This is a genomic window from Eisenibacter elegans DSM 3317 (assembly GCF_000430505.1).
Lineage (GTDB): Bacteria > Bacteroidota > Bacteroidia > Cytophagales > Microscillaceae > Eisenibacter > Eisenibacter elegans.
Genome location: NZ_KE387152.1, coordinates 731,629 through 754,742, shown reverse-complemented (window position 1 = coordinate 754,742; position 23,114 = coordinate 731,629). Strand labels below are relative to the sequence as shown.

General features: G+C 47.4%; 16 protein-coding genes and 1 pseudogene. 7 read left to right on the top strand and 10 right to left on the bottom strand.

Annotated elements, in window-relative coordinates:
- Window positions 1–690 precede the first annotated feature (690 nt).
- Window positions 691–1,473, bottom strand: a complete 783-nt coding sequence (locus G499_RS0113615; protein WP_027000400.1) for an amidohydrolase — start codon at window positions 1,471–1,473, stop codon at window positions 691–693.
- A complete protein-coding gene (locus G499_RS0113610) occupies window positions 1,470–2,651 on the bottom strand; it encodes a methionine aminotransferase (protein ID WP_027000399.1) in 1,182 nt (393 codons plus the stop codon). The genes G499_RS0113615 and G499_RS0113610 overlap by 4 nt, the downstream gene beginning before the upstream one ends.
- Window positions 2,652–3,454: 803 nt before the next feature.
- Here G499_RS0113610 and G499_RS0113600 point away from each other — a divergent pair.
- Window positions 3,455–4,462 carry a hypothetical protein gene (locus tag G499_RS0113600; protein ID WP_027000398.1) on the top strand — a complete coding sequence of 336 codons (1,008 nt, stop codon included), beginning with the start codon at window positions 3,455–3,457 and terminating at the stop codon, window positions 4,460–4,462.
- Between the two features lie 28 nt (window positions 4,463–4,490).
- Window positions 4,491–5,873, top strand: a complete 1,383-nt coding sequence (locus G499_RS0113595) for a DUF5723 family protein (protein ID WP_027000397.1) — start codon at window positions 4,491–4,493, stop codon at window positions 5,871–5,873.
- Window positions 5,874–5,943: 70 nt separating this feature from the next.
- Here G499_RS0113595 and G499_RS0113590 read toward each other — a convergent pair whose 3' ends face one another.
- Both G499_RS0113590 and G499_RS0113585 read right to left on the bottom strand, forming a co-directional pair.
- On the bottom strand, window positions 5,944–6,417 hold the full coding sequence (locus G499_RS0113590; protein ID WP_035727396.1) for a MarR family winged helix-turn-helix transcriptional regulator: 474 nt from the start codon (window positions 6,415–6,417) through the stop codon (window positions 5,944–5,946).
- Window positions 6,418–6,557: 140 nt separating this feature from the next.
- Window positions 6,558–7,250, bottom strand: coding sequence for a YceI family protein (locus G499_RS0113585; RefSeq protein WP_027000395.1), 693 nt, complete (start codon window positions 7,248–7,250; stop codon window positions 6,558–6,560).
- Between the two features lie 606 nt (window positions 7,251–7,856).
- Between G499_RS0113585 and G499_RS0113580 the strand changes: the two genes are divergently transcribed.
- Window positions 7,857–9,296, top strand: a complete 1,440-nt coding sequence (locus G499_RS0113580) for a hypothetical protein (protein WP_027000394.1) — start codon at window positions 7,857–7,859, stop codon at window positions 9,294–9,296.
- A 129-nt stretch (window positions 9,297–9,425) separates the two neighbouring features.
- Here the strand turns inward: G499_RS0113580 and acs are convergent, their stop codons facing one another.
- The 5 genes and pseudogenes from acs to G499_RS0113555 form a co-directional block, all read right to left on the bottom strand.
- The gene (gene acs, locus G499_RS0113575; protein WP_035727394.1) at window positions 9,426–11,339 is read right to left on the bottom strand and encodes an acetate--CoA ligase; all 1,914 of its coding nucleotides are present in this window, start codon (window positions 11,337–11,339) and stop codon (window positions 9,426–9,428) included.
- A gap of 276 nt (window positions 11,340–11,615) precedes the next feature.
- Window positions 11,616–13,431: pseudogene (locus G499_RS20060) on the bottom strand (sodium:solute symporter family protein).
- A gap of 43 nt (window positions 13,432–13,474) precedes the next feature.
- Complete coding sequence (locus G499_RS0113565) at window positions 13,475–13,732, bottom strand: DUF4212 domain-containing protein (RefSeq protein ID WP_027000392.1); 258 nt, start codon at window positions 13,730–13,732, stop codon at window positions 13,475–13,477.
- Between the two features lie 78 nt (window positions 13,733–13,810).
- Window positions 13,811–15,205 (bottom strand): hypothetical protein, encoded by a 1,395-nt coding sequence (locus G499_RS0113560; RefSeq protein ID WP_035727392.1) that lies wholly within the window; start codon window positions 15,203–15,205, stop codon window positions 13,811–13,813.
- Window positions 15,206–15,623: 418 nt separating this feature from the next.
- On the bottom strand, window positions 15,624–16,043 hold the full coding sequence (locus G499_RS0113555; protein ID WP_027000390.1) for an IS1/IS1595 family N-terminal zinc-binding domain-containing protein: 420 nt from the start codon (window positions 16,041–16,043) through the stop codon (window positions 15,624–15,626).
- Between the two features lie 245 nt (window positions 16,044–16,288).
- Between G499_RS0113555 and G499_RS21250 the strand changes: the two genes are divergently transcribed.
- From G499_RS21250 to G499_RS20050, 3 genes are all read left to right on the top strand, one after another.
- The gene (locus G499_RS21250; RefSeq protein ID WP_051296252.1) at window positions 16,289–18,031 is read left to right on the top strand and encodes a sensor histidine kinase; all 1,743 of its coding nucleotides are present in this window, start codon (window positions 16,289–16,291) and stop codon (window positions 18,029–18,031) included.
- A 13-nt stretch (window positions 18,032–18,044) separates the two neighbouring features.
- Window positions 18,045–19,136 carry a hybrid sensor histidine kinase/response regulator gene (locus G499_RS0113545; RefSeq protein ID WP_027000389.1) on the top strand — a complete coding sequence of 364 codons (1,092 nt, stop codon included), beginning with the start codon at window positions 18,045–18,047 and terminating at the stop codon, window positions 19,134–19,136.
- 435 nt (window positions 19,137–19,571) lie between these two features.
- Entirely contained in the window at window positions 19,572–20,480 is a 909-nt protein-coding gene (locus G499_RS20050; protein ID WP_081413799.1) for an HAEPLYID family protein, read from the top strand.
- A 39-nt stretch (window positions 20,481–20,519) separates the two neighbouring features.
- On the opposite strand, the gene G499_RS0113530 is transcribed toward G499_RS20050, so the two are convergent.
- Window positions 20,520–22,013, bottom strand: coding sequence for a lipopolysaccharide biosynthesis protein (locus G499_RS0113530; RefSeq protein WP_027000388.1), 1,494 nt, complete (start codon window positions 22,011–22,013; stop codon window positions 20,520–20,522).
- Window positions 22,014–22,093: 80 nt separating this feature from the next.
- Here G499_RS0113530 and G499_RS0113525 point away from each other — a divergent pair, with 80 nt between their 5' ends.
- Window positions 22,094–23,005, top strand: coding sequence for a glycosyltransferase family protein (locus G499_RS0113525; RefSeq protein WP_035727384.1), 912 nt, complete (start codon window positions 22,094–22,096; stop codon window positions 23,003–23,005).
- Window positions 23,006–23,114: the final 109 nt, after the last annotated feature.

Below are 23,114 nucleotides of genomic sequence, written 5' to 3'. Positions count from 1 at the left end.
TTGGTCTTGATTTTTTGCCCTGTTTTATAATCACAATTCACGAGCCAGCCTCTATCTTCATATGCAACTATACGCAGGTCTGTGTAGGTTTCGGTAGCCGTTGTTGGTACAATGACTGGCTCCGAGCGACGTGCTATGTCGGTTTGTTGAACCGTGGGTTCAGTCCGCTTAGGGGCGTTGTCTTGTAAGACTTGCAGGTCTTGAAACTGAGTTTTGAGTTGGGCGAATACGACTTTGTCGTAGGGTAGATACCAAGTACGATGGTTTTGCTGTATTTGAGTTCTCCACGCCTTGCCTTCAATGTAGCATCAGGATAAGTACGGATACCTATCTTCTTGCCCTCGTTTTTGTATAAAAGTGGGAAAATCTGAATGCTTACGGTAAAACTCTTGTTTAACTGTGTTGTCTGATTTTGGCTACTGCGGTATTGAAGAGGTCTCGATAAGCTCTTTCAAACTGACGACTCCACGTCCCTTCGTGTTTTATACCAAGATTGACAAGATTTGGAGATTTATAGGATTTGATTCCCTTGATTATCAAGGATTTTCAGTGTGCAGATTTCCCAAACGAATTGTGATTGGGCTTACGTCATCACAAGCCCCAAAAAACCACTACAGATATCTCAATTGGTAGGGGTCGTTGCGGACAACGACCCTATAACAAACAATAACGATACTGCAGACAGCTCCTCTACTTTAGCTCAAACCTATCTGCGTCGAGGTGGGCAGGGAATTTGTCTCGGAATGCTGTCAGGGCTGCTTTGGAAAGTGTGTGTACAGAAGCTGCTTCTCCATGATGGTGATAACAGAGGCGCTCCCCTTTAAAGTCTACCAAGGCGGTATTGCCGCAGTAGTCGATGCCCTTGCCGTCAGTACCTATGCGGTTTACTCCGACTACGTAAGCCAAATTTTCGACGGCGCGGGCTTGTAGCAAGATGTCCCAAGCGTTGCTGCGGGCGGCGGGCCAATTGGCCACATAGAGCGCGAGGTCGTAGTTGAGCTCCGGACGGTTGCGACTAAACACAGGGAAGCGCAGGTCATAGCACACTTGTAGGAGGATGCGCCACCCTCGCCACTCAACGACTACGGGCTGCTGCCCTGCGCTAAACGTTTCGTGTTCTTGCGCCATTCGGAAGAGGTGGCGCTTGTCGTAGTATTGGTAGCCGCCGTCGGGCTGCATCCAGAGCATCCGGTTGTAGAAGCGGCCCTGCTCTTGTACGATATAGCTCCCCACTACAGCGGCTTGGCTGCGTGCGGCCTGTTGTGTCATCCACTTGAAGGTGTGCAAGTTCATTGGCTCAGCGTTGGGGGTAGCCTCCATCGTAAAGCCTGTGGTAAACATCTCGGGCAACACGATTACCTCTACTCCTTGGGGCAGCTGTGCTATTTTTTCTTCAAACATCGCCCGGTTGGCTTCGGGCTCGTGCCAATACAAGTCGCTTTGTATCAGGGCTAGGGTGAGGTTTTGGCTCATCGGGAGAGGGCGTTTTGGTGTGTAACAAAGCGGGCTACTGCGGCTTCTAGTGTTTCGGGGCGCTTGGCAAAACACAGTCTGATGACTTTGCGGTCGGTTTTGTCGCTATAAAACACCGATACCGGGATAGTAGCCACCCCTACCTCACGGGTAAGGCGCTCGGCGTAGGTGGTATCGGGTTCGTCGGAGAGGTGGCCATAGCCCAAGAGCTGGAAGTATGTGCCGCCGCAGGGGAGGATTTCGAAAGGTGTTTGGGCAAGCAACTGTTGCATGTAGTCACGCTTCTGTTGGTAAAAAACGCCTAGATTGAGGTAGTGCTCGGGTTGCTCTAGGTACTCGGCAATGGCACACTGCATCGGCGTGGGCGAGGAGAAGGTAACATATTGGTGTACCTTGCGCATCTCTGCCGTCAGGGCAGGCGGGGCAATGCAATAGCCAAGCTTCCAACCAGTGGCGTGGAAAGACTTGCCAAAAGACGATACTACAAAACTGCGTGCCCGTAGCTCAGGAAAGCGCAAGACGCTTTGGTGTTGCTCTTGGTCAAAGATGAGGTGCTCGTAGACCTCGTCGCTGAGCAGGAGGATGTCGGTATCGCGCACTAGCTCGGCGAGGGTTTCCATCTCTTCCTTGCGCCAGATAGTACCCGTAGGGTTGTGTGGGGTATTGAAAATGAGGAGCTTGGTACGCGGACTGATGGCAGCGCGCAGGGCTGCGGTCGGAATGCTGTAGCCTTTGTCCGCATCGAGGTTGACAGAGACGGGTACGCCCCCAGCCAAGAGAATGGCTGGCACATAGGAGTCGTAGCCCGGTTCTAGGACGATGACCTCGTCGCCGGGATGTACTGTAGCTGCGATGATGTCAAACAAGGCTTCGGTAGCGCCCGAGGTGAGGGTGATTTCGGTTTCGGGGTCGGGGCTGTAGCCATAACACAGGGCTGTTTTTTCGGCAATGCGCTCGCGCAAGGGCATCCATCCGGCCATGGGGGCATATTGGTTGAAGCCTTGTCGCATATTTTTTTCGACCAAGTCGATAAGCCGTGAGTCTATTGGGAAATCAGGAAAGCCTTGTGAGAGGTTGACAGCTTGGTGTTTTTGAGCCAAGGCCGACATCACAGCAAAAATAGTTGTACCTACTTGAGGAAGTTTGCTCGTAAGCGGAGGGGTGGAAAGCGTCTGCATAGCGCACGGGGTTCAGAGGGTGTGAGAGAGTCAGACAGCACAAAAGGTACTATCCGGGTATTCATACAAATATAAGCAGGCAAGGCAGAATGCCAAAAAAATAGCAAGGCTTCTACTTCAAAACTGTATTTGACTCAGCATACTCTATATCAATGAATTAGTGATTATCCAATTGCTTGCAGGCCGGCTACTAGTCCGGAGATGGTCTGGAAATTGATGCTTTTGTAAAAATAAAATTTATTATAATAACTTTTTTATAAAATTTTTCTTCATTAATTTTGGGAGGAGCATAGCTTCAGTATGTGTTTTATTTTTTGGCTTTCGCAGTAAGGACTCACAAAGCTTGATTGGTTTTTCTTTGGTAAATAAGAAAATATTTTATTATATTTTTAAATATAAATAAACAACAATTTGTATTAAAAATCTATTACTTAGCGTTTTTATTTTTATTGAAAATCGAATATTTTATACATTTTACACATAATTTAAATTTAAATAAATATTTTTTACAATAAAACATATTATTCACATCAAAAGGGTTTATTGTCGATGCGAAGCAAGGGCTTCTGCACATATTTCTCAAAATGCCCTATCAACATATCAACTCAATATTAAGCACTTGATAATCAAGCTTCTAGGATAACACAATTTAGGGTAAAACCTTTGTGATAATTGGTCAAGTAGATGATTTTGAACTTGGCTTGCAAACAAAAAATTTTCATCTGAAACAAAACATAAGCCTGTCGATATCCGTAATCTCAATGCCAATGCATCCTTTGTTTTTTAAATAAAAATACCGTAGTATGAAATTCATATTTATACAAAAGCATCCTGTGCTACAGGCCTTTGCCGCACTTTCATTGCTTTGGCTCAGCGCCTGTAATAGTGATGATTTGCGCTTTGAACCCCAAATCTTAGCTCCTATAGCCCGAGGAGAGCTTGGGTTGGAAAGTTTCCCTGCCTTTCAAGAAGAAGTCTTTACTTTCAATCAAAACCCGGGGCTTCCTACTTCCGCAATACCTATTATTGTTCCACCTATCAGTGGGTTGAGCACTGCCCCCAGCAATTTCGACCTTGACAATTCTCCGATCCAAGAGATTGGATTTGCCCAACTAACGCTTTTGGGCAACCTACGCAACCCTTTTGGTGTGCCTTTGAGCCAAGGACTGCGCATCATCATCCGAGACCGTAATACCAATGCCGTCGTTATCAGCCATACTTCTACCGCACAGATAGCGCCGGGCGCTACCTATGAGTTTGCCGAAAACATCACACAGGGCACATTGACCCCCAACCTACAGATGTTGATAGAAGAAATAAGTACCCCGGGTAGCAACGGGCAGTTGGTCAATATGGGTGATGGCAATATTCGCATAGAGCTGCGTGTTGGAGTTCCCCGTATCCGCTATGTAGATATCCGCCCCAACAGCTCAGGCAACCTCAATACAGAAGCTGATTTTGACTTTGGCTTGGGTGACAATGCCAATGTGAGTGGTACTTTGACACTCCGACTGGCCAATAAAGTATCGATGGAATTGGAAGTCAACCTTGCTTTTTTGGATGCAGACGACCGTGTAGTCGGCAACCTGACTACTCCGCCTATCAATATGCCGGCAGGAACTGCGGCCAACCCTACCAACCGTGAGGTTACGGTCGATGTCGCTCCGATTTTGAATGCGATGCGTGAAACACAAAAAATACGTATCACAACCGCCTATCGGAACACAGCCCCTCAAGTGGTGCGCATCGAAAACACCAATACCTTGGATTTTAGAATCATAGGTGATTTCAAAACCCAAATTGGCAACTAATATTTCAAAGAATCAGACTGTATTGACTATGAAACATATACAACTCCTCACCATCACTTTGTGGGTTTTGAGCTCGTTTGGCCTTTTTGCACAAAATGCCGCACATTTGCTTTATAATGACCACCAACAGATTCAGCGCTCGCGCTGGCAACCTAGCTACTTGGGTACTACTGACCAAGTGTTTGAAATCAATGTATTCCCACTACACCAGCAACTGGAGCTTTGGGCTGCCAACAACGTCTTGAGCTCACGGCAGTTCTTGCAGTTGGCCAGCAACTCCCTAACCAATGCTGATGTAGATAACCTGATAGGCGACCTCAAAAATCGTAACCGACTGGCCATCGGCCTAAATTTGCAATGGATTTCTACCGCTTTTAAGATTCGCTCGCAGGGAGAAGAGCTTTTCACGGCTTCGTTTGAGATAAACGAACGTATCGAAGCAGGGTTGACTATCGGCAAAGAACCTTTCGAGTTTTTGTGGCTTGGCAATAGCCGGTTTGCAGGACAAACCGCCCGCGTGGGCGACATCCGCGCCGGAGGGTATCACTGGCGTGAATTTGTGCTGGGAGCCGCCCGCAACATCGTCGAAACAGATGCCTTCAAAGTCAGAGCCGGTTTGAGATTGAAATACTTGGCAGCAATGAGCGCCGGAGAACTGACAAACGCCAGACTAGACATTACAACAGCCCAAGATGGTAGCTATATCGACTTCAATATAGGCACACAAGCTAATGCAGGAGGATATGTTACCTTGTCAGATGCCGAAGGAGGCAACCCCTTCCAGCATAGTGGTGGTGGCTTTGCTTTTGACCTTGGAGGTGATATTCAGATTGGGGAAAACCTGCGTATATCCGCCAGTTTGTTGGACATAGGCGGGATGCGCTTCAACCAAAATACGCTCAACTTTACTAGAGCCGATACGGCCTTCCGCTTTGAAGGGATTCTTGTAAGCCCTACTTCTAGTAGTTCTCCTAGCTTTTTGGACTCACTGACGAGCATTTTTGAGGGCGAAGAAACCAAGAATGCTTTTAGAGTGGCCTTGCCTTCGCGCTTAGTGCTTCAGGGGCAATACAGCATCCCTTCAGGGTTGGTGGGCGAAAATCGCCACGACATTTTCGTTACCTATATCCAAGGTTTCAACAACATAGGCTTAGCCACCACCACTCCTCAGCTCACCTTTGGGTACGTGTATAACGTACGCCAATGGCTCAATGCCGGTATTGCGCCTTCGTTTGGAGGGCACGCAGGAGCTACATTAGGCGGCTTTGTCTCCGTTAGGGCTGGGGCATTTAGGTTTGGCGCAGGTTCGGCCAATATCTTGTCGCTCTTTGGGCGCGGAAGGGTGGCCAATCTAGGGCTGAATCTAGGCGTGTCCTTTGGAAAAATCAAGAAAGAAGAGCTGGCAGAATAAGCAATAGCTGCTGACAACTCATTGATACACATCTGTTAAGTTTTCTCAACTTGGCAGGTGTGTTTGCTTTTTATACGCTCTCTTGTGTGTTACTATTGATGTCGCGGAGCTTGTCCAAAAGCCGATTGAGTTGGGCGGCCTCCTCTGGAGACAACCCTCGGACAGCTTCTGAGAGATCTTGCTCATTATCAATGCGCTTGAGCAGCTGTAGCCCCTCTTCTGTGATACTTACATCTACCATTCGGCGGTCTGCTTCACATTCCTTACGCCCTACTAGGCGTTTGCGCATTAGGCGGTCTACTAATCGAGACACATCAGACATCTTGTCAATCATCCGCTCACGGATATCACTCACCGAAACAGGCTGTGGGTGCTGGCCTCTCAAGATACGCAGGATATTGTATTGCTGTGGTGTCAAGTCATAAGGCTTGAAGGTATCCTTTTGGCGGAAATTGAGCCAGTGGCTTGTAAAAAGTAAGTTTATAGTGAGTTTCTCAAACTCATTCACAAACTTTTTCTGCTTAATTTCATCTTCTATTCTCATAATTCAAGCATTTTTCGGACGCTTGCCGCACGTGTCAGAGAGGCATTGGGAGATACATAAAAAGCGGGAGGTGCGTCATACGGCAGCCCCCGCTTTTGCCGTTTAGCAGGCAAAGATAGTCTTTTTACTGCTTAAATTACTTATTTGGTAGCAATATTGAAACCAATGTGTACAGTAGGGCGGATAAACTTATCGCCCAAAGACTCATCATCGCCATAGCTCATTCCCCAATCCTTACGATTGATGTTGAATTTGGCTTCAGCAGTTACTTTGTTGCCATCAATGGTAACCTTTGCAGGGAACTTGATGCTTTTCTTCACGCCTTTCATCTCCAAGTTACCAGTGATGGTATGTGTAGGATTAGCAAGGGTGTACTCAGGGTCTTTTTCTTCTTTCTTGTCGCCTTCAGGAGCTTGGTAAGGCTCTACTGATACTACTTCAAAAGTGGCAGTAGGGAATTTTTCTACTTCAAAGAAATCACCGCTCTTGAGGTGGCCGGTCAATTTAGCATTGGCTTCGTCTTCGGCAGGGATGTCCAATACAGTAAGCGTGTTGAGGTCAATCACAAAGTTGCCGCCTACAATAGCGCCATCTTTTAGTGAAAGTTTGCCTTCGCTCAACTTGATTGTACCGTTGTGTTTGCCTACAGGTTTAGTACCAACCCAAGTGATTTGGCTGGCTTCTAGGTCAAGGGCAACGTCAGCAGCTTCAGCTACTTCGTTTACTTCTTGTGCTTCGCCGGTCTCGGCTTTGTCGCTTTTAGGGGCGCTTCCGCAGCTTGCCATAACAAAAGTAGTGGCCAAGGCCAAGGCTGACAATTGGAACAGTTTCATAAACGTTTTTGTGTTTGATGATAAAAAGTAAATACGGGTTATTTGTGTGTTATAACAGCTATGCTTTGGCTTTTGTTCCAAAAAATTAAAAATAAATGTTCAAACATTGAATTCAATTCTCAACCAATTGATGGTAAGCAGTTTGTGTGGTATCAAAAAATAACCGTTTAGTTTTACCTCCCAGCACTGGGCTGTACTTTTGTGGTTGTATTTTTTAGTCGCTATGTTTATACCAAGATTCACAAGAATTGTAGATTTGCAGGATTTGATTTTCTTGACGCACAAAAATTTCCCAAACCAATTGTGGTTGGGTATAGTACTAGTTGATGAACCAATGATAGATCCATTCAAAACCTCTGCTAATGAAACCCCTTCTCAAAGCGCTCTACTTCGTTGGGTAGGCTGCCTGGGGTGTTTGGGATATGTTGTATTATTTTTTACTGCCGGAATCCTTACCGCCTATGCCGGCCTAGATACTTTGTGGGTCTTGCCCTTGATAGGTGTCTATACACTTGTTTGGATAGGGAGTTATTTTTTATTAAGCCGCAGAAAACCAAAGCCATAGCCGTGCTTACATCATATCTCAAACATCTGATTATCTAAAAAATGTCCTTACGTTCTTATCTTCGTACGCAACCCAAGCCTACCAATGCTTATCATTTTGGGGCATATTTGCACTGCAAACGCAAGGCTTGGTTAAACTATTATGGGAAGGCGGCCTTGACCGCACCCGACCCCGTACACGTACGCCAGCAGCTCCAAGAAGGGCTTCAGTTTGAGGCGCAAATTTATGCAGCACAGTTTGCTCACGCCTATGTCGTGCAGGGCAACCATACACAAGTGCGCTACGAAGACACACAAGCGGCCATTGCTCGACGCGAACCAGTTATTTTACAGGCACAGCTACTCCAAAAAACAGACAGTGAAGAAGAGACAGGGATTGGGGTGGCAGACATCCTAGAGCTCCGCCAAGAGGGCTCACAGCATTATTATGAGGTGGGCGACATCAAGAGCACGGCAGTTGCCACGTTATCCCATAGTTTGCAGTTGCGCTGGTATAGCGAGTTACTTTGCTCTTTGCAAGACGGTTTTTTACCCCGCAAAGGGTTTTTAATCTTAGGCAATGGCCAGCGGCAAGAGATTCACTTTGAAGTCATTGAGCGGGACTTTACCCAACTACAGCAAGCCCTCGAAGCATTACGGCCTCTGCCCGAAACTGAGGCTGACCTCAAAACACCCCCCATACTCAGTACGGCTTGTTTTAGTTGCAAATGGCGCTATGCGTGTATGCCACAGTTGCAGTCAGAGGCCTCCCTGTCGTTGTTGCCACAGCTCAGCACAGCTACTATAGCACACCTACAACGCCAAGGCCTCAACCGCTGGGATAAACTCAGTCCCAAAGCTATCGAAATGCTTGAAGCAGAAGGGTTTTTGGATGCGCTCACTGCACAACACTTACAACACAACCTCGACAGGCTGCGCCAAGGAAAGTTGATTTGGAAGCAACAACTCCGCCCCGACCTATTTACAGACATTGTAATCGGAGCTTTTGAGTTGCAACAGTTCAAAGCCCCCACCGACAACCCCAGCGGCTATCCATATCGCTATCAGGTTGTAGGATTTCACTATCTGAGTAATCAAACTCAGGGCTTTTTGTCTGTCAAACAAAATATGAATGGGTATCCTAGTTTTGAGAAGCTGCCCGAAAACCTCCGAAACAAACGCTGGGTAATGTATGGAATGGATGCCTTACAGGTACAACGGATGGTCAAAACTGCCGCCGCAGAGCAAGGAATAAGCCCTCAGATAGAGGTGATAGACTTGCTTCAGTTTGTAGAGCAATATGTACACGCCCCCCTACCGGGGCTACAGCTTCGTGAGTTGGGCTATTTTACTACACAAGCGGGGCAACTACCTGCCCGCTTGGCCTATATTACAAGCCTAAGCGAACCGGCGCTCCCTTTAGCAAGCGACCGCAAGGCGTATGCCCTCAACCGTTTGGAGGTCTTGGCCACCCTCATAACTTGGTTACAAGAACAGCTCTGAGTAGCCCGTCCCTAGGTTGTTTGCTTGGTGATTTACCCCACAAAAAGAAACAAGCGAGTGTAAGCTACACTCACCTGTTTGGCGTTTAGAATGCTATGCGAATAAAAGATCTTTGCCCAAAAGCGAGCCTTATGCCGGTATACCGGCCTTAGTTTTGATTTCCTCTACTACTTCGGGGTTGAGCAAGGTGCTGATGTCGCCAAGGCTTGACACATCTCCTTCGGCTACTTTGCGCAGAATGCGGCGCATAATCTTGCCAGAGCGGGTCTTGGGCAAGCCCGAGACAAGCAATACTTTATCAGGTTTGGCAATGGGGCCTATGATTTTGCTCACCGTATCGATGATTTCCTTTTTGAGTACCTCTTCCGTACGTTGGGTTTTTTCGAGATCCTCACAAATCACATAGGCGTATATTCCTTGGCCTTTGATTTCGTGTGGGAAGCCTACCACTGCCGATTCAATCACGAGGGGGTGTTCGTTGATGGCATTTTCGACCTCAGCAGTGCCCATACGGTGGCCGGAGACGTTAATGACATCATCCACGCGGCCTAGGATGCGGTAGTAGCCATCTTCGTCGCGTTTTACGCCGTCGCCGGTAAAATAGTAACCCTTATAGGTTGCGAAGTAGGTTTGTCGGCAGCGTTCGTGATCACCGTAGGTAGTGCGCAACATCGAAGGCCAAGGAAATTTGATGCAGAGGTTGCCCTCTACGCTATTGCCTTTTAGCTCATTGCCTTCTGCGTCCACTATCACTGGCTGGATGCCAGGCAGCGGCAGGGTAGCATAGGTAGGCTTGGTAGGTGTGATGCCCGAGAGAGGCGAAATAAGGATACCGCCTGTTTCGGTCTGCCACCAAGTATCTACCACCGGACAACGGTCTTTGCCTACGTGATCGTGATACCAACGCCAAGCCTCTTCATTGATAGGCTCACCAACCGAGCCTAGGGTTTTGAGAGACGATAGTTTGTAATCTTGCAACGGTTCGAGCCCAAAGGCTTGTAAAGCCCTGATGGCGGTAGGGGCGGTATAAAACTGGTTGACTTGGTGTTTGTCAATAACCTCCCAAAAGCGCCCAGGGTGTGGATAGGTTGGCACACCTTCAAACATCAGGGTAGTAGCTCCAGCCAACAACGGGCCATAGACAATGTAGGAGTGTCCCGTAATCCAGCCTACATCAGCAGTACACCAGTAGACATCGCCGGGGTTATATTGGAACACATTTTTGAAGCTGTAGTAAGTATAAATCATATAGCCACCAGTAGTATGCACTACTCCCTTGGGTTTGCCCGTAGAGCCAGAGGTATATAGGATAAAGAGCATATCTTCAGAGTCCATCTCTTCGGCCTTGTGTTCTATAGAAGCACCTTGGCAGAGCTCGTGCCACCAATGATCGCGTCCGGCGGTCATAGAAATAGCTTGTTTGGTGCGTTGGCAGACGATAACCGTCTCTACAGAGCCATCACTCATCGAGAGCGCTTCGTCCACCACTGATTTTACCTCGATGGTTTTGTTGCCTCGGTAGTTACCGTCAGAGGTGAGTACGGCCTTGGCTTGGCAATCCTTGATGCGGTCGGCGAGGGCTGTGGCTGAGAAGCCCGCAAATACTACAGAGTGAATTGCGCCAATACGGGCGCAGGCCAACATTGCTACGGCTGCTTCTGGAATCATAGGCAGGTAAATCATCACCCTGTCGCCCTTAGCTATCCCTTTGGCTTGCAATACATTAGCAAACTGACAAACACGCTCATACAGCTCCCGATAGCTGATATGTTCTGCCGGCTCGTTAGGGTCATTGGGCTCCCAAATAATGGCTGTGCGGTCGCCGTGGGTAAAGAGCTGGCGCTCGAAGATGTTTTCGGTGATATTGAGCTTGCCATTGATGAACCACTCTGCCTTGGGTTCTTCAAAGTTCCACTCTAAGACTTTATCCCATTTCTTGCGCCAATAAAAATTGTCGGCCACTGAAGCCCAGAAAGCTTCGGGATTTTGTACGCTTTTTTGGTATTCGTGGAAATATCCACCCAGTGAATGTATTCTTGACATAAGGCTAATGGGTTAGGTATTGAGAGGTCAGGGGCAGAGTACTAATCAAGGCTTACTGTACTCAAGTCAACTCTTTTGCTTGATATGAAGTGGGTAGTACTTTGCTTTTGTTTACTTGGATAAAATTAGCAATTGCGTAGCGTAATCACAATAAAATCCCCATTTTTGTTGCTAAATTACTATATACTGCGTTCCGATTAATTTGCAGAAAGCACTATTTATCAAAATATTATAGCCCTTTGGGGTGATATTTCCAAAGGGCTACTAAGTTTGCAATTAGTGGGCTACTGCCTCTCCTGCGCCGCGTGGGTAGCGGATGGTTTCGACCATTTCTTGTACTTCGGCGGGTGGCGGCGGTGTCATATTAGAGACTACTAGCGACACGACGAAGTTGAGGAGCATTCCTACTGTACCGATACCTTCGGGCGAGATGCCAAACAAGAAGTAGTCAGACGTGAGGTACTGCTTGTCGACACCGAAGAGATAGTCGCCAAACTTGAAGTATACAATGTATAGGAAGGTGAATGCCAACCCGGTAATCATTCCGGCCACAGCTCCCTCGCGGTTCATCCGCTTGTTGAAGATACCCAAGATAATGGCTGGGAAGAACGAAGCGGCAGCCAACCCAAAGGCAAAAGCAACCACCTGTGCGACAAACCCCGGCGGGTAAATTCCAAACAACCCGGCGATTGTTACGGCTACAGCAGCGGCAATACGCGCCCATATAAGTTCTCCTCTTTCGGAGATATTGGGGTTGAGCTGCTTCTTAATCAAATCGTGGGAAATCGAAGTCGAAATCACCAACAACAAGCCCGCTGCAGTAGACAAGGCTGCAGCCAAGCCTCCTGCTGCCACTAGGGCAATGACCCAGTTGGGAAGCTGGGCTATTTCGGGGTTGGCCAATACCATAATGTCTTGGTCGATGAATAGCTCATTGGCACTTTCTGCGTTCAGGGCATTGACCATCAACAACTCACCATTTTCGCCGCGCTTACGTTGTCCATCTGCACCTTTGTCGAAAGACGGTTTGTCTCCTTTTTTGGCAAATACATCCCCTTTGACATATTGGATTTTGCCGTCGCCGTTTTTATCAGCCCAAGCAATAAGGCCTGAGTTCTCCCATTTGATAAACCATTCGGGCATTTGCTTGTACTCTTGTTGACTTACGGTGTTGATGAGGTTTACACGGGCAAAAGCCGCAATAGCAGGAGCTGTAGTGTAGAGAATAGCGATGAAAATCAGGGCATAACCAGCAGAGATACGGGCATCCTTCACACGGGGTACGGTAAAGAAGCGGACAATCACGTGGGGCAACCCGGCAGTGCCAATCATCAGCGCAGCTGTGATACAGAACACATCAATCAACGCCTTGCTACCAGAAGTATATGCAGCGAAGCCAAGCTCGGCATGTAGGCCGTCGAGTTTTTGGAGCAATGGTGTGCCATCAGACAGGTTGCCACCAAAGCCCAACTGAGGGATGGGGGTTGCCGGTAAGCTGTAACGAAATAAATATAGCCGGCACCATATAGGCGAAAATCAAGACGCAGTACTGTGCTACTTGGGTATAGGTAATGCCCTTCATCCCGCCCAATACGGCATAGAAGAATACGATGCCCATCCCGATAATGACCCCAAAGTTGATGTCTACTTCCAAAAAGCGGGAAAACACCACTCCCACGCCGCGCATCTGCCCGGCTACATAGGTAAACGACACAAATAAGGCGCAGATTACGGCCACAGTACGGGCGCGGTTGGAGTAGTAACGATCGCCGATAAAATCAGGTACGGTAAACTTCCCAAACTTACGCAGGTACGGAGCAAGCAATAGCGCTAAGAGTACATAGCCGCCCGTCCAGCCCATTAGGTAAACGGCTCCGTCATACCCCATAAAGGAAATCAGACCGGCCATCGAGATAAAGGAGGCCGCCGACATCCAGTCTGCCGCAGTGGCCATCCCATTGGCTACCGGCGGCACACCGCCACCGGCCACATAAAACTCTTTGGTAGAGCCGGCTCGCGACCAAATCGCAATGCCGATGTATAGGGCAAACGTAATCCCTACGATGATATAAGTCCAAACTAGTACTGACATAGTATTTTCAAAATTTTGAGGGTGATGATAAGTTAGGCAGGGGTTATTTTTCGTCTACATCAAACTCTTGGTCGAGTTTGTTCATCAGGTATACATACACAAATATCAGGATGACAAAGATGTACATAGAACCCTGTTGGGCAAACCAGAATCCGAGCTTGAAGCCCCCTAGGCTGATGGCATTGAGTGGCTCTGCCAGCAAAATACCAAGCACATAAGAGGAGAAAAACCAAACGCCGAGTAGAATCAGCACGTAGCTGATGTTGCGCTTCCAATACGCTTGCATGCTTTTGTTAGACATAATTGTGGGCTTTTTTTGAGTTTTAAGTGATAAGTTGTGAGTTCAGAGTTTTGAGTTGTAATTGACGAATTCGTGAATTTATAAGTAAATCATAAACTGTGTAATAAGCTCTCCGGCGCTAGGTTTGGTGGGGTGGAAGCGTCCATCAGCCCCATATACCGGGCGTGTAGAATATTGCAGGGTGATTTTGGCGTGATGCCCGCTGATGTAATAGTTCATCCCTACGTCATATTGTGAGGAGGCATCTTGGAGTGCGTCAAAGTTTTTGTAAGTAAAGGCAGCAAAAGGCTGTAGGCGACCCTTATCTCCTAGGATGCTTTTGGGTAAGAGGAAGCCCGCTTGTGTGTACCAAATCTGCCCAGTGCCGATGGTAGGCTGGAAGTTTCCTCCTGATTGCGCCACATTCAAGATGCCGATATTGCGGAGGTAATTGGGGCCAAAGTCATAGTTATAAAATACGGAGTAGGCCGTCAGAGCGGTGCCGGCAGTGCGGTTCAGGGGCAGGTCTACAAACACATCTGCGCCCAAGAGTGTCATATCATTACGCTGGATATTGATAAGGTCTCCGGCAGGGTTGCGTACGGAGTTGGCCGTAGCGTCGGGGTGATAGTGCCAACCTGCACCGATGTTGAGCACCTTTTTTGTGCCCAGATAAGACCCTACACGGAAGGGCAACAAGGAGCTTTCAGTGTCAAAGAAGTTGTAAGTAATATACCCTAGGCTTGCCCAGCTGTTGTTGGAGGCATCCACGGCAGCCGTGCCAGCAGGAGCCTGGGGCTGCGTCGGAAGTGCCATTTGCTCCATAGAAGAGGCAATATTGCTGGCGCTGAAGGGTTTATTGAGCGCTACTTGGTACTGTATCTTGCCGAGTTGGCCTTTGGCATAGATACCAAACTGACGGGCAAACTGATCACTAGCTTCGATGGTGGCCCAATTGAAGATAGGTGCGTCGATGGTGAGGAAGTTGAGCGTGCTGCTGCTGGTCATCCGCGAGATGCCATTCCAGTAATGTAGCCCAGCACCAATGTGTAACTTGCTCTTCACTACGGCATACTCAGCCCAGGCATCGTGTACGAAGAGTTGCGGTTTTTTGCCAGGCCCATTTGCCCCAAAGCCTGCTGTGCCGCCCGGCGTGCCACCATTGATAAAGGTTTGGTTGTTGATACCCCAGTGAAACATCACCAAGAAACGGGGTGAAATTTGTGAGAAGGCCAACATACGCGAACGGCGTAAGGCCACATCAGTGGTGTTGGTCTGAGCTTCGTTATTGACGATAGTGCCCGGATTATTGTCCGTGTAGCGCGCCCATATCTGATTCCAGATAATAAAGCGCACATACTTAGAGCCGTCATCGTTGAGGTTGAGCTTGAGGCCGGAGCCATACTCTTCTGAGCCTTGCGCCCATACCTGAGCAGTGCCCAAGCAGGTTATCAAAAGATACAATCCTAAGCGAGTGATAGTTTTTCGGTTCATGGCAGTGCAGTTTTTGTGAAATAAGCAAATGTGGGAGGTTATTTTGAGTGTTTGTGTGTCAAAAGTCCCCTCAGGTCATTTGTTAAGTTGGGGTTTGTGAGTAAATCAGTTTTTGATTAGTTGCAGGCAACTACTCATCGCAGCTACCAAGCACCAAGGTTGCGCAATTGGCTGATGTAAAACTGCAAATAGCCCTTCGAAAAGTGAAATCAAGCCTATACAAATGCTAATATTGTATATATACTTCGGTTTATCGTCTTGTTGGGGTTTGGTATCTTATCAGGGCAAGATTGTATAAAATATATTCAAAGACAATGCCCCTGACTGGCTGTTTGACCTAGACAGGGGCACCTAAAAATGCTTTAAATAAGGTTTGAATGTATGTTTTGCTTTTTGGTTTAGCCAAGTAATTATTGTACTATTCCTTAAACCTTTCCCATTTGATAACCATAAATTTATCCCCTAGTTCGGTGATGAGCATTCCCGACCCGTGGATATTCTCACGGCTTTGTAAATAGCTGACAAGCTCTTCGTGTTTGAGGATTTTGTAGGTAGGATGGTACTCGTTGTTGTCAGGAGCTTTGATACGGTACTTCTTCACCCAATTCATTACAGATACGTGACTAATCCCTAGCAGGCGCTCTATCTCTCGATAGCTTACCCCTTCGATATAAAGCTGTAAAGCCTTGATTACGTAATAGTTATCTATCTGCTTGCCAAGCTTATTGACCGTAAAGTGATAGCTGCATTTTTTACACAAATAGCGTTGACGCTCATTGATTATACCGCTTTTCACTACTTTTTCAGAATTACATTTGGGACAATTAGGGTAGTTCATCTTGTTTATTAGGTTGCGTGTATATTAATTTTGCAAAGATATACTAATTTAGCAATATTTTGCGGAATTGGCCTAATTATTCTTGCCAGAGTGCAATAAAATAAGCGGAAAGCACCCCAAGTCCCCCCTTTGGCTTATGAATTTACGACGAATATTTGTGAAATTACAGCCTTCTGTAGTGTTTTTTCGTATGAAATGATAATGTCGCCCCGGCCTTTGTGCTTTGTTTTGTCAGCAAATAATCTATGTATACACGCCAACGTTTATCTGAATATACCCCCCAAGAACTCATCAGCCTCGTATTGGAACTACAGCTACAAAACCAACGGCCTTCGCTAGATGCTTTGTATGCCAAGACTTTCCGGCGTTTGATACGTGCCGAAGAACAGATGCACCAGCTCGTCCGCTTTGCTCCTATGCCCATTGTATTGATACATATCCCCAAAAACCGCATCTTACACATCAACGAACAGGCCGAGCAACTACTCCAATATACCCACGATGAGCTTCCTACCCTCCAAGACTGGTTTGAAAAAGTAGGGCTTCAAAACCTACCCTTCAATACTTATGTGCAGCCTCGTTTGCGCCAGCTATATGACGAAAGCCGTAGCCTGCCCTTGGCAATAGAAAAACACACAAGGCTTCAAAACCGACACGGCCAACGTTTTCGGATTCAGATTGCCTATCTGACGGTCGACAAGCTGACCTATTGTTTCTTGTTGAAAGTAGGGCACAAAAGCAGCTTCGAGCCCAATATGCTAGCACACAACGAGGCCTACCAGCGGATGCAAGATTCTAATGAGGCCCTACGACAATATACTCAGGAACTGGTATTGCTCAACGAAAACCTTGCCTTCACCAAAAGGCAGGCCGAACAAACCCTGAGCCGCGAACAACGTGCGCTCCAAAAAATAGAACAGCAAAACAAAAACCTCTATACCCGCAAAAAACAACTGCAAGAAGCTTATCAAGCGCTTCGCACTACAGAAGAAGAGCTGAGGCAATATGCCGAAGAACTTTCGGCTACCAACGAATCCCTAGAACGTACCAAACAACAACTCGAACTTACACTCCAACGTGAACAGGAAATCAACGACCGTATAGAGCGCAAAAACAAACTCCTCTATACCCAACGCAAGGAACTCAAAAAAACACTCAGGGCGCTGAGAGCTGCACAAGAACAGATTATCGCCCAAGAAAAAATGGCCTCCCTTGGGGTGTTGGTAGCCGGTATAGCCCACGAAATCAACAACCCTATCAGCTATATCTACGCCAGCAGCGAAGCGCTCAGTACGCTCATCCAAGATGTAAGCCAACTACTGCTCCAGTATGAGCGCCTACCCGAAGCGCTTTTGCCTCCAGAACTACAGCGCTTCAAAGACTCGATAGGCATGGAAGAACTGCTCCAAGAGCTGCCCGAATTGGTAGACAATATCCAAACAGGTACGCGACAAACTACAGAGATTGTCAGAAGTCTTCGCTCTTTTGCCCGTATGGACGAAGCCCAGCTCAGCCATTACGATATCAAGCAAATTATTGATGATAGCTTACTAATCTTACATAACCAATACAAACATACTGTTACCCTCATCAAAGAGTACCAAGCCACAAAGCCGCTCTACTGCCATCCGGGAAAATTGCAGCAGGTTTTTGTTAATATCATCTCTAATGCTATTTTTGCTGTGAAGCAAAAAAAATACCCCGCATCCGATTCCCCTCAAATCCTTATCCGTATAGAAGATATAACAGAAACTGCCACTTTACAAATCACCATTGCCGACAACGGCGAAGGTATCGATGAGGCTGTTCAGCGGCGTATATTTGAGCCTTTTTATACGACCAAACCCGTAGGAATAGGCTCTGGGCTTGGCCTCTACATTAGCGAGGGGATTGTCCGAAACCACCAAGGGCGCATCAGACTACAGTCTGCACGCGGAGAAGGAACTACTTTTATAGTAATGTTGCCTTATAGTAAAGGTAGCCGATGATTTTCAGAAAAATATGAAAACAACAAAAGATGCAATTCTGTATGTAGACGATGAGCCTAAAAACCTCTCCAGTTTTAAAGCGGTATTCCGTCGTGATTATGATGTCTTGACAGCCACTTCGGCTACTGAGGGTTTGGCCATCCTAGCAGACAAGCCCGTGCAGTTGGTCATTACCGACCAACGGATGCCCAATGTTACTGGAGTAGAGTTTTTAGAAAAAATAGCCCGCCTCTACCCCGAAATCACCCGCATTATCCTGACGGGATACAGCGATGTGGAGGCCATCATCAATGCTATCAACAAAGGCAAGGTATACCGATATGTTACCAAACCTTGGCAGCTTGACAACCTGCGAGAGACGATTGACCAAGCACTTGAAACCTACCACCTCCGCGCCAAAAACGAAGCCTTGCTCGAAGAGCTCAAAAAAACCAATGCTGAGCTAGACCGCTTTGTATACAGTGCCAGCCACGACTTGCGCGCACCTGTCGCCTCGCTTTTAGGCTTGATTAACCTAGCCAAACGAGAAACAGATGCCGAACGCATGCGCGAGTATTTCCTGATGCAGGAGGGTATACTACAAAGGCTCGACAGCTTTATTTCGGACATAGCCGAGTTTTCGCGCAATTCCCGTACCGAAATTCAACTAGAAAAAATAGAGTTACAGCGCTTCATCCAGGAGATATGGGAACAACACCGCTACCATATTGATGCTCAAAAGATAGACTTTCGCTGTTATATCGATGCTCCCGTGTATTGTTATAGCGACTTAACTCGCTTGGCCATTATTTGTAATAACCTGATTAGCAATGCTGTACGATACTATGACCCTGCCAAATCGCAGCCTTTTATTCAGGTAAACATCCGCCAAACAGCCGAGGCCACCTACCTCAGTGTAGCCGATAACGGCATTGGTATTGAAGAAGCGCACTTGCCCCATATCTTTGACATGTTTTATCGGGCTACCGACCAGCGTAACGGCTCAGGCTTGGGGCTGTTCTTGGTCAAAGAAAGCCTTGAAAAACTCAATGGCAGCATTACGGCTAGCTCAACCCCTACAAAAGGCGCACTTTTCCAAGTACTCCTCCCCCACCTACAAGCCTAGAGGAACTCTGAAACCCCCAAAGGTTGGTGTATAAAGACTAAGGATATTTTCATTAGCGAATATGTGTAAAATACACGCCACTGGATATTTTTGGTCTTTGTTGCGCTCATTTTGTCCTCTGAGCTCTCGACGTATATTTACGTGCAAAATATGCGCAAAAGAACGCTGGGGCTTTGTGGATTTGTCGAAAGTCCCCATATGGTTACCCAGCTTGTTGAATCAAAGCCAAATTAGAAAATATCCAGTGGTGTATACAAAATAAAATAAAATAAAATAATATATAAATAGACATCTACTACTTCCACAATCCTTTGGACTATAAAAACATAAGAGAGGCACTTGGCTTGTGCCATCCCTCAGATTTACTGTATATTTGCGGCGCTACAACTTGAATCTGTCTGATTTTAACCATATTATCCTCATTAAGAGCCAAGAATGAAAAAAACATTACGTTGTGTGTTTGTTTGCTGTTTTGTGATGGGATTGTCGCTTGTGTTGCCTGCTCAGATACTCCCCGCCGATACTGCTGATATTCCTAATACCAAACTTGACTCGCTCTACATCCAAGAGATTGAAAAAAAAGAAAATCTTCCCTATAAGGTATTACACGCCGAGCCGCTTTATATAGACCTAATTCGAGACTTGGGAGCACGCAAAGGTGAAAAAGAATGGAATATAGGCGCAGGCCTTACTGATAACCTCCGCTTTGATACCTACGAGATGCTCGTTGAGTATGAGTGGGCTCCTATCCACCGTCTGGGGCTTGAAATCGAAGTACCCTTTACCTTCTACACCCGCAATACCCGCGAACAAAAAGACAGCCTTCCTTCCAACCGGGTGGAGTCGCTCAAGCTGGCCGCCCAGTGGTCATTCTTAGTTTCCGAAAAATACAAAGCTACCCTTGCGCTAGGTTATATCCACGAATTTGAGTTGGTAGACCTGAACATCATCACGGCACGCAACTTTTTCAAGGGACAGGTCTTCAACCCTTTTTTCGTTGCGGCCAAACGTTGGGGACGCAACTTCCACACCCTCATCTATACAGGGCCAAGGTTTGAGCAGGTATTTGCCCGAGGAGAAACACTGCCCAAATGGCACAACGCTTATGAGCTACATACCAACTTCCACTTTATGATTCCAGGCACCCGCAACTTTATAGGTGTGGAGTTTAACAAAGAGTTTGATGCTGGGAAATTCACGATGGTGATGCGTCCGCAGATGCGTGTCAGCTTGGCAGATAACCTGATGATCGGTATCGTTACAGGGATTCCTATCAACCGAGAAGAACAGCGTCTCAGTTCCTTTATGCGCCTAATCTATGAGCCTTCACATAGGCATAAATAAATCGATAACTGGTGTGTGCTCTTGCTTGCGGCGCAGTGATTATCGCTTACGGCGCAGCCACGTAAGGCCACGCTGAAGTAACTGCATTCCTTCTTCTGATACGGCCCAATAGTATGCCCCTGCTCCAAAAAGCAGGACAATCAAACCTGAGCGCACAAAGAGATCTACCCAAACCGAAGCAAACCGGGGGCAGTAAAACCCTGCCGTACCCGCCACCAACAAAATCAACAGTGCCTGAAGATTTTTATGGTTAAAAGGCTGCAAACCAAATATATACCACACAAAGGCAATCTTAACCACGCTCCAAATAAGCAGGGAAATGGCCGTAGCCGCTGCCGCACCTTCTATGCCATAGGCTGGGATAAACCAAAGGTTGGTGCAGAAAATCAACAATGCCAGGCCTAGAGCCAGCCAAAGATTGAACTGGTAGTAGCGAGATTGGAGCAAAATGACCGAATTGACCCCTCCGGCTACGCTAATCAAGCGCCCCAAGGCCGTAAAGAAAATCACATATTTGCCCTGAGCATACATTTCACCGTTTGGCATCAAGGCAAAGATATTGTCTACATTAGCCCAAATACCAACAAAAAGCAGCCCCCCCAAGAGAAGCATATTTAGGGCAGAACGGTGGTATACCTGCCAGAGGGTTTCGTAATCCTGCCGATGCCAAGCCTCTGCTACTACGGGAGTGGTAATATGGCCGAGGGTGCGGAGTGGAATTTCAATCATCACCCCTACAAACATCGGAATCACATAGAGCCCGGTGGCGCTCATACCAAGGTATGCCCCAATCATCAGGATATCGATGCGCGACATAAACATGCTGCTCATCCCACCCAAAAAAATCATTCCTCCATACATCAATATAGGCCTCAGATGTGCCTTCTGCCACAAAAGTGGCTGTATTCTTGCCAACCAAGCTACGCCCAACTGATGGGTATAAGCCCAAAGTAAGAGCGCATAAACCACATACACTACTAGTAGTGATACTATCAGGCCCTGCATAGAGACATAGCCCCAAGCATACAGAAGAACGACCAACCCCAGCCCCACGCGGAGGTAAATCTCGCGCAGCCCTGCCGGGATGGCAATCCGAAAAAACGAGCGTACATAGGCTTCGAGCGTAGTGGCTACGGCCATTACCAAGCCCAAGGGCAACATCCAGTAAAAATAATGTAGCAACTCCGGCGACTCCTCCCGATACCACACAATCCAATAAGGGTGCAGCAACCAAAACAACAACCCAAACAACAGACTAAAGCAGGCCAAATATAACAGGGCAAAGCTCAGCAGCCCTTGGTTGCGGGTAGGCTCATCTTTGTAAATGGGCATAAAGCGGTTGATGATTTCGCCTACGCCAAACTGCATCGCACCAGCCAACAAGAAAGAGGTATCGCGGATGACCTGTACAAGACCAATCTCCCCTGCACTGAGTAGCTTGGGGAAAAGCCAGAGTGTTGTAAAAGTACCGATTAATACTCCGATATAAGTGGCTAGGGAGGCTTTCAGCCCTTGCCTGACGATAATGCCCATAGCTGCGTTGTATATCCGTCGTGATTGCGCTAATTTTAGGGCGCTAAGTTAGTATGAATCGACCAATTAACAACGCCCTTATGGCCAATCTCCCTTCAGCAGGGCTTGCCCCCATCGCGCTATTTGCCTATAACCGCCCCCAGCATCTGGCTCAGACCTTGGCGGCCTTACGACAAAACCCTCTGGCAGCCCAAAGCCAATTGTACGTTTTTGCGGATGGCTCCCGCAGCCTCGAAGATCAAGCCTCTGTAGCTGCCGTCAGGCAATTGGTACAAAACATCGAGGGCTTTGCAGCCGTGGAGCTGCACCTAGAAGCCCACAATAAGGGCTTGGCCAAGTCCATCATCGAAGGAGTGCGTATGGTCTTGGCCCAACACCCTAGCCTGATTGTATTGGAGGATGACTTGCTGACCAGTACCGATTTTTTAGGCTATATGAATGAAGCGCTAAAAGTCTACCAGTTGCGCCCCGAGGTGATGTCAGTAGCAGGCTATCAGCCACCTTTTAAGATTCCACAAGCCTACCCACACGATGTCTACCTCAGTCTGCGCCCTAGCTCGTGGGGGTGGGCCACTTGGCGCAGTGCTTGGGAGTTGGTAGATTGGGAGATGACTGACTTTGAGCAATTTATTCAGGACAAAGACGCTCAACAACGTTTTGCCCAAGGGGGTGCGGACTTGCTGCCGATGTTGGTCAAACAACAACGCGGGCTAATCCATTCGTGGGCTATTCGTTGGGCTTATGCCCATTACCAACACCGTGCTTATGCGCTGTACCCACGCCACAGCAAAGTACAAAATATCGGCATTGATGATTCCGGCCAACATATGAGCCGTCTAGTACGCCACCGTTACCAAACCCAACTCAGTAACAAGTCCTGTGCTTTCCCTCCAGACTTAACCCCCGACCCTGCTGTATTGAAGGCTTTTGAGCGATTTTATCGCCCTACTTGGCTGCGCCGCCAGATTAACCACTGGCGCTTTTCGACATAAGCAGTTTGAGCATGAGCATAGACTTTCGGCACACCACTGGATATTTTTCAACCCCCACAGTCAAAACTGTGGGCTAAGTCTCACTTTACCCAAAAAATGAAGCCTCAAT

Excerpts from the sequence above, each read along its gene's own strand:
- G499_RS0113615 (WP_027000400.1), bottom strand. The coding sequence starts at position 1,473 with ATGAGCCAAAACCTCACCCTAGCCCTGATACAAAGCGACTTGTATTGG.
- G499_RS0113610 (WP_027000399.1), bottom strand. The coding sequence starts at position 2,651 with ATGCAGACGCTTTCCACCCCTCCGCTTACGAGCAAACTTCCTCAAGTA.
- G499_RS0113600 (WP_027000398.1), top strand. The coding sequence starts at position 3,455 with ATGAAATTCATATTTATACAAAAGCATCCTGTGCTACAGGCCTTTGCC.
- G499_RS0113595 (WP_027000397.1), top strand. The coding sequence starts at position 4,491 with ATGAAACATATACAACTCCTCACCATCACTTTGTGGGTTTTGAGCTCG.
- G499_RS0113590 (WP_035727396.1), bottom strand. The coding sequence starts at position 6,417 with ATGAGAATAGAAGATGAAATTAAGCAGAAAAAGTTTGTGAATGAGTTT.
- G499_RS0113585 (WP_027000395.1), bottom strand. The coding sequence starts at position 7,250 with ATGAAACTGTTCCAATTGTCAGCCTTGGCCTTGGCCACTACTTTTGTT.
- G499_RS0113580 (WP_027000394.1), top strand. The coding sequence starts at position 7,857 with ATGTCCTTACGTTCTTATCTTCGTACGCAACCCAAGCCTACCAATGCT.
- acs (WP_035727394.1), bottom strand. The coding sequence starts at position 11,339 with ATGTCAAGAATACATTCACTGGGTGGATATTTCCACGAATACCAAAAA.
- G499_RS0113565 (WP_027000392.1), bottom strand. The coding sequence starts at position 13,732 with ATGTCTAACAAAAGCATGCAAGCGTATTGGAAGCGCAACATCAGCTAC.
- G499_RS0113560 (WP_035727392.1), bottom strand. The coding sequence starts at position 15,205 with ATGAACCGAAAAACTATCACTCGCTTAGGATTGTATCTTTTGATAACC.
- G499_RS0113555 (WP_027000390.1), bottom strand. The coding sequence starts at position 16,043 with ATGAACTACCCTAATTGTCCCAAATGTAATTCTGAAAAAGTAGTGAAA.
- G499_RS21250 (WP_051296252.1), top strand. The coding sequence starts at position 16,289 with ATGTATACACGCCAACGTTTATCTGAATATACCCCCCAAGAACTCATC.
- G499_RS0113545 (WP_027000389.1), top strand. The coding sequence starts at position 18,045 with ATGAAAACAACAAAAGATGCAATTCTGTATGTAGACGATGAGCCTAAA.
- G499_RS20050 (WP_081413799.1), top strand. The coding sequence starts at position 19,572 with ATGAAAAAAACATTACGTTGTGTGTTTGTTTGCTGTTTTGTGATGGGA.
- G499_RS0113530 (WP_027000388.1), bottom strand. The coding sequence starts at position 22,013 with ATGGGCATTATCGTCAGGCAAGGGCTGAAAGCCTCCCTAGCCACTTAT.
- G499_RS0113525 (WP_035727384.1), top strand. The coding sequence starts at position 22,094 with ATGGCCAATCTCCCTTCAGCAGGGCTTGCCCCCATCGCGCTATTTGCC.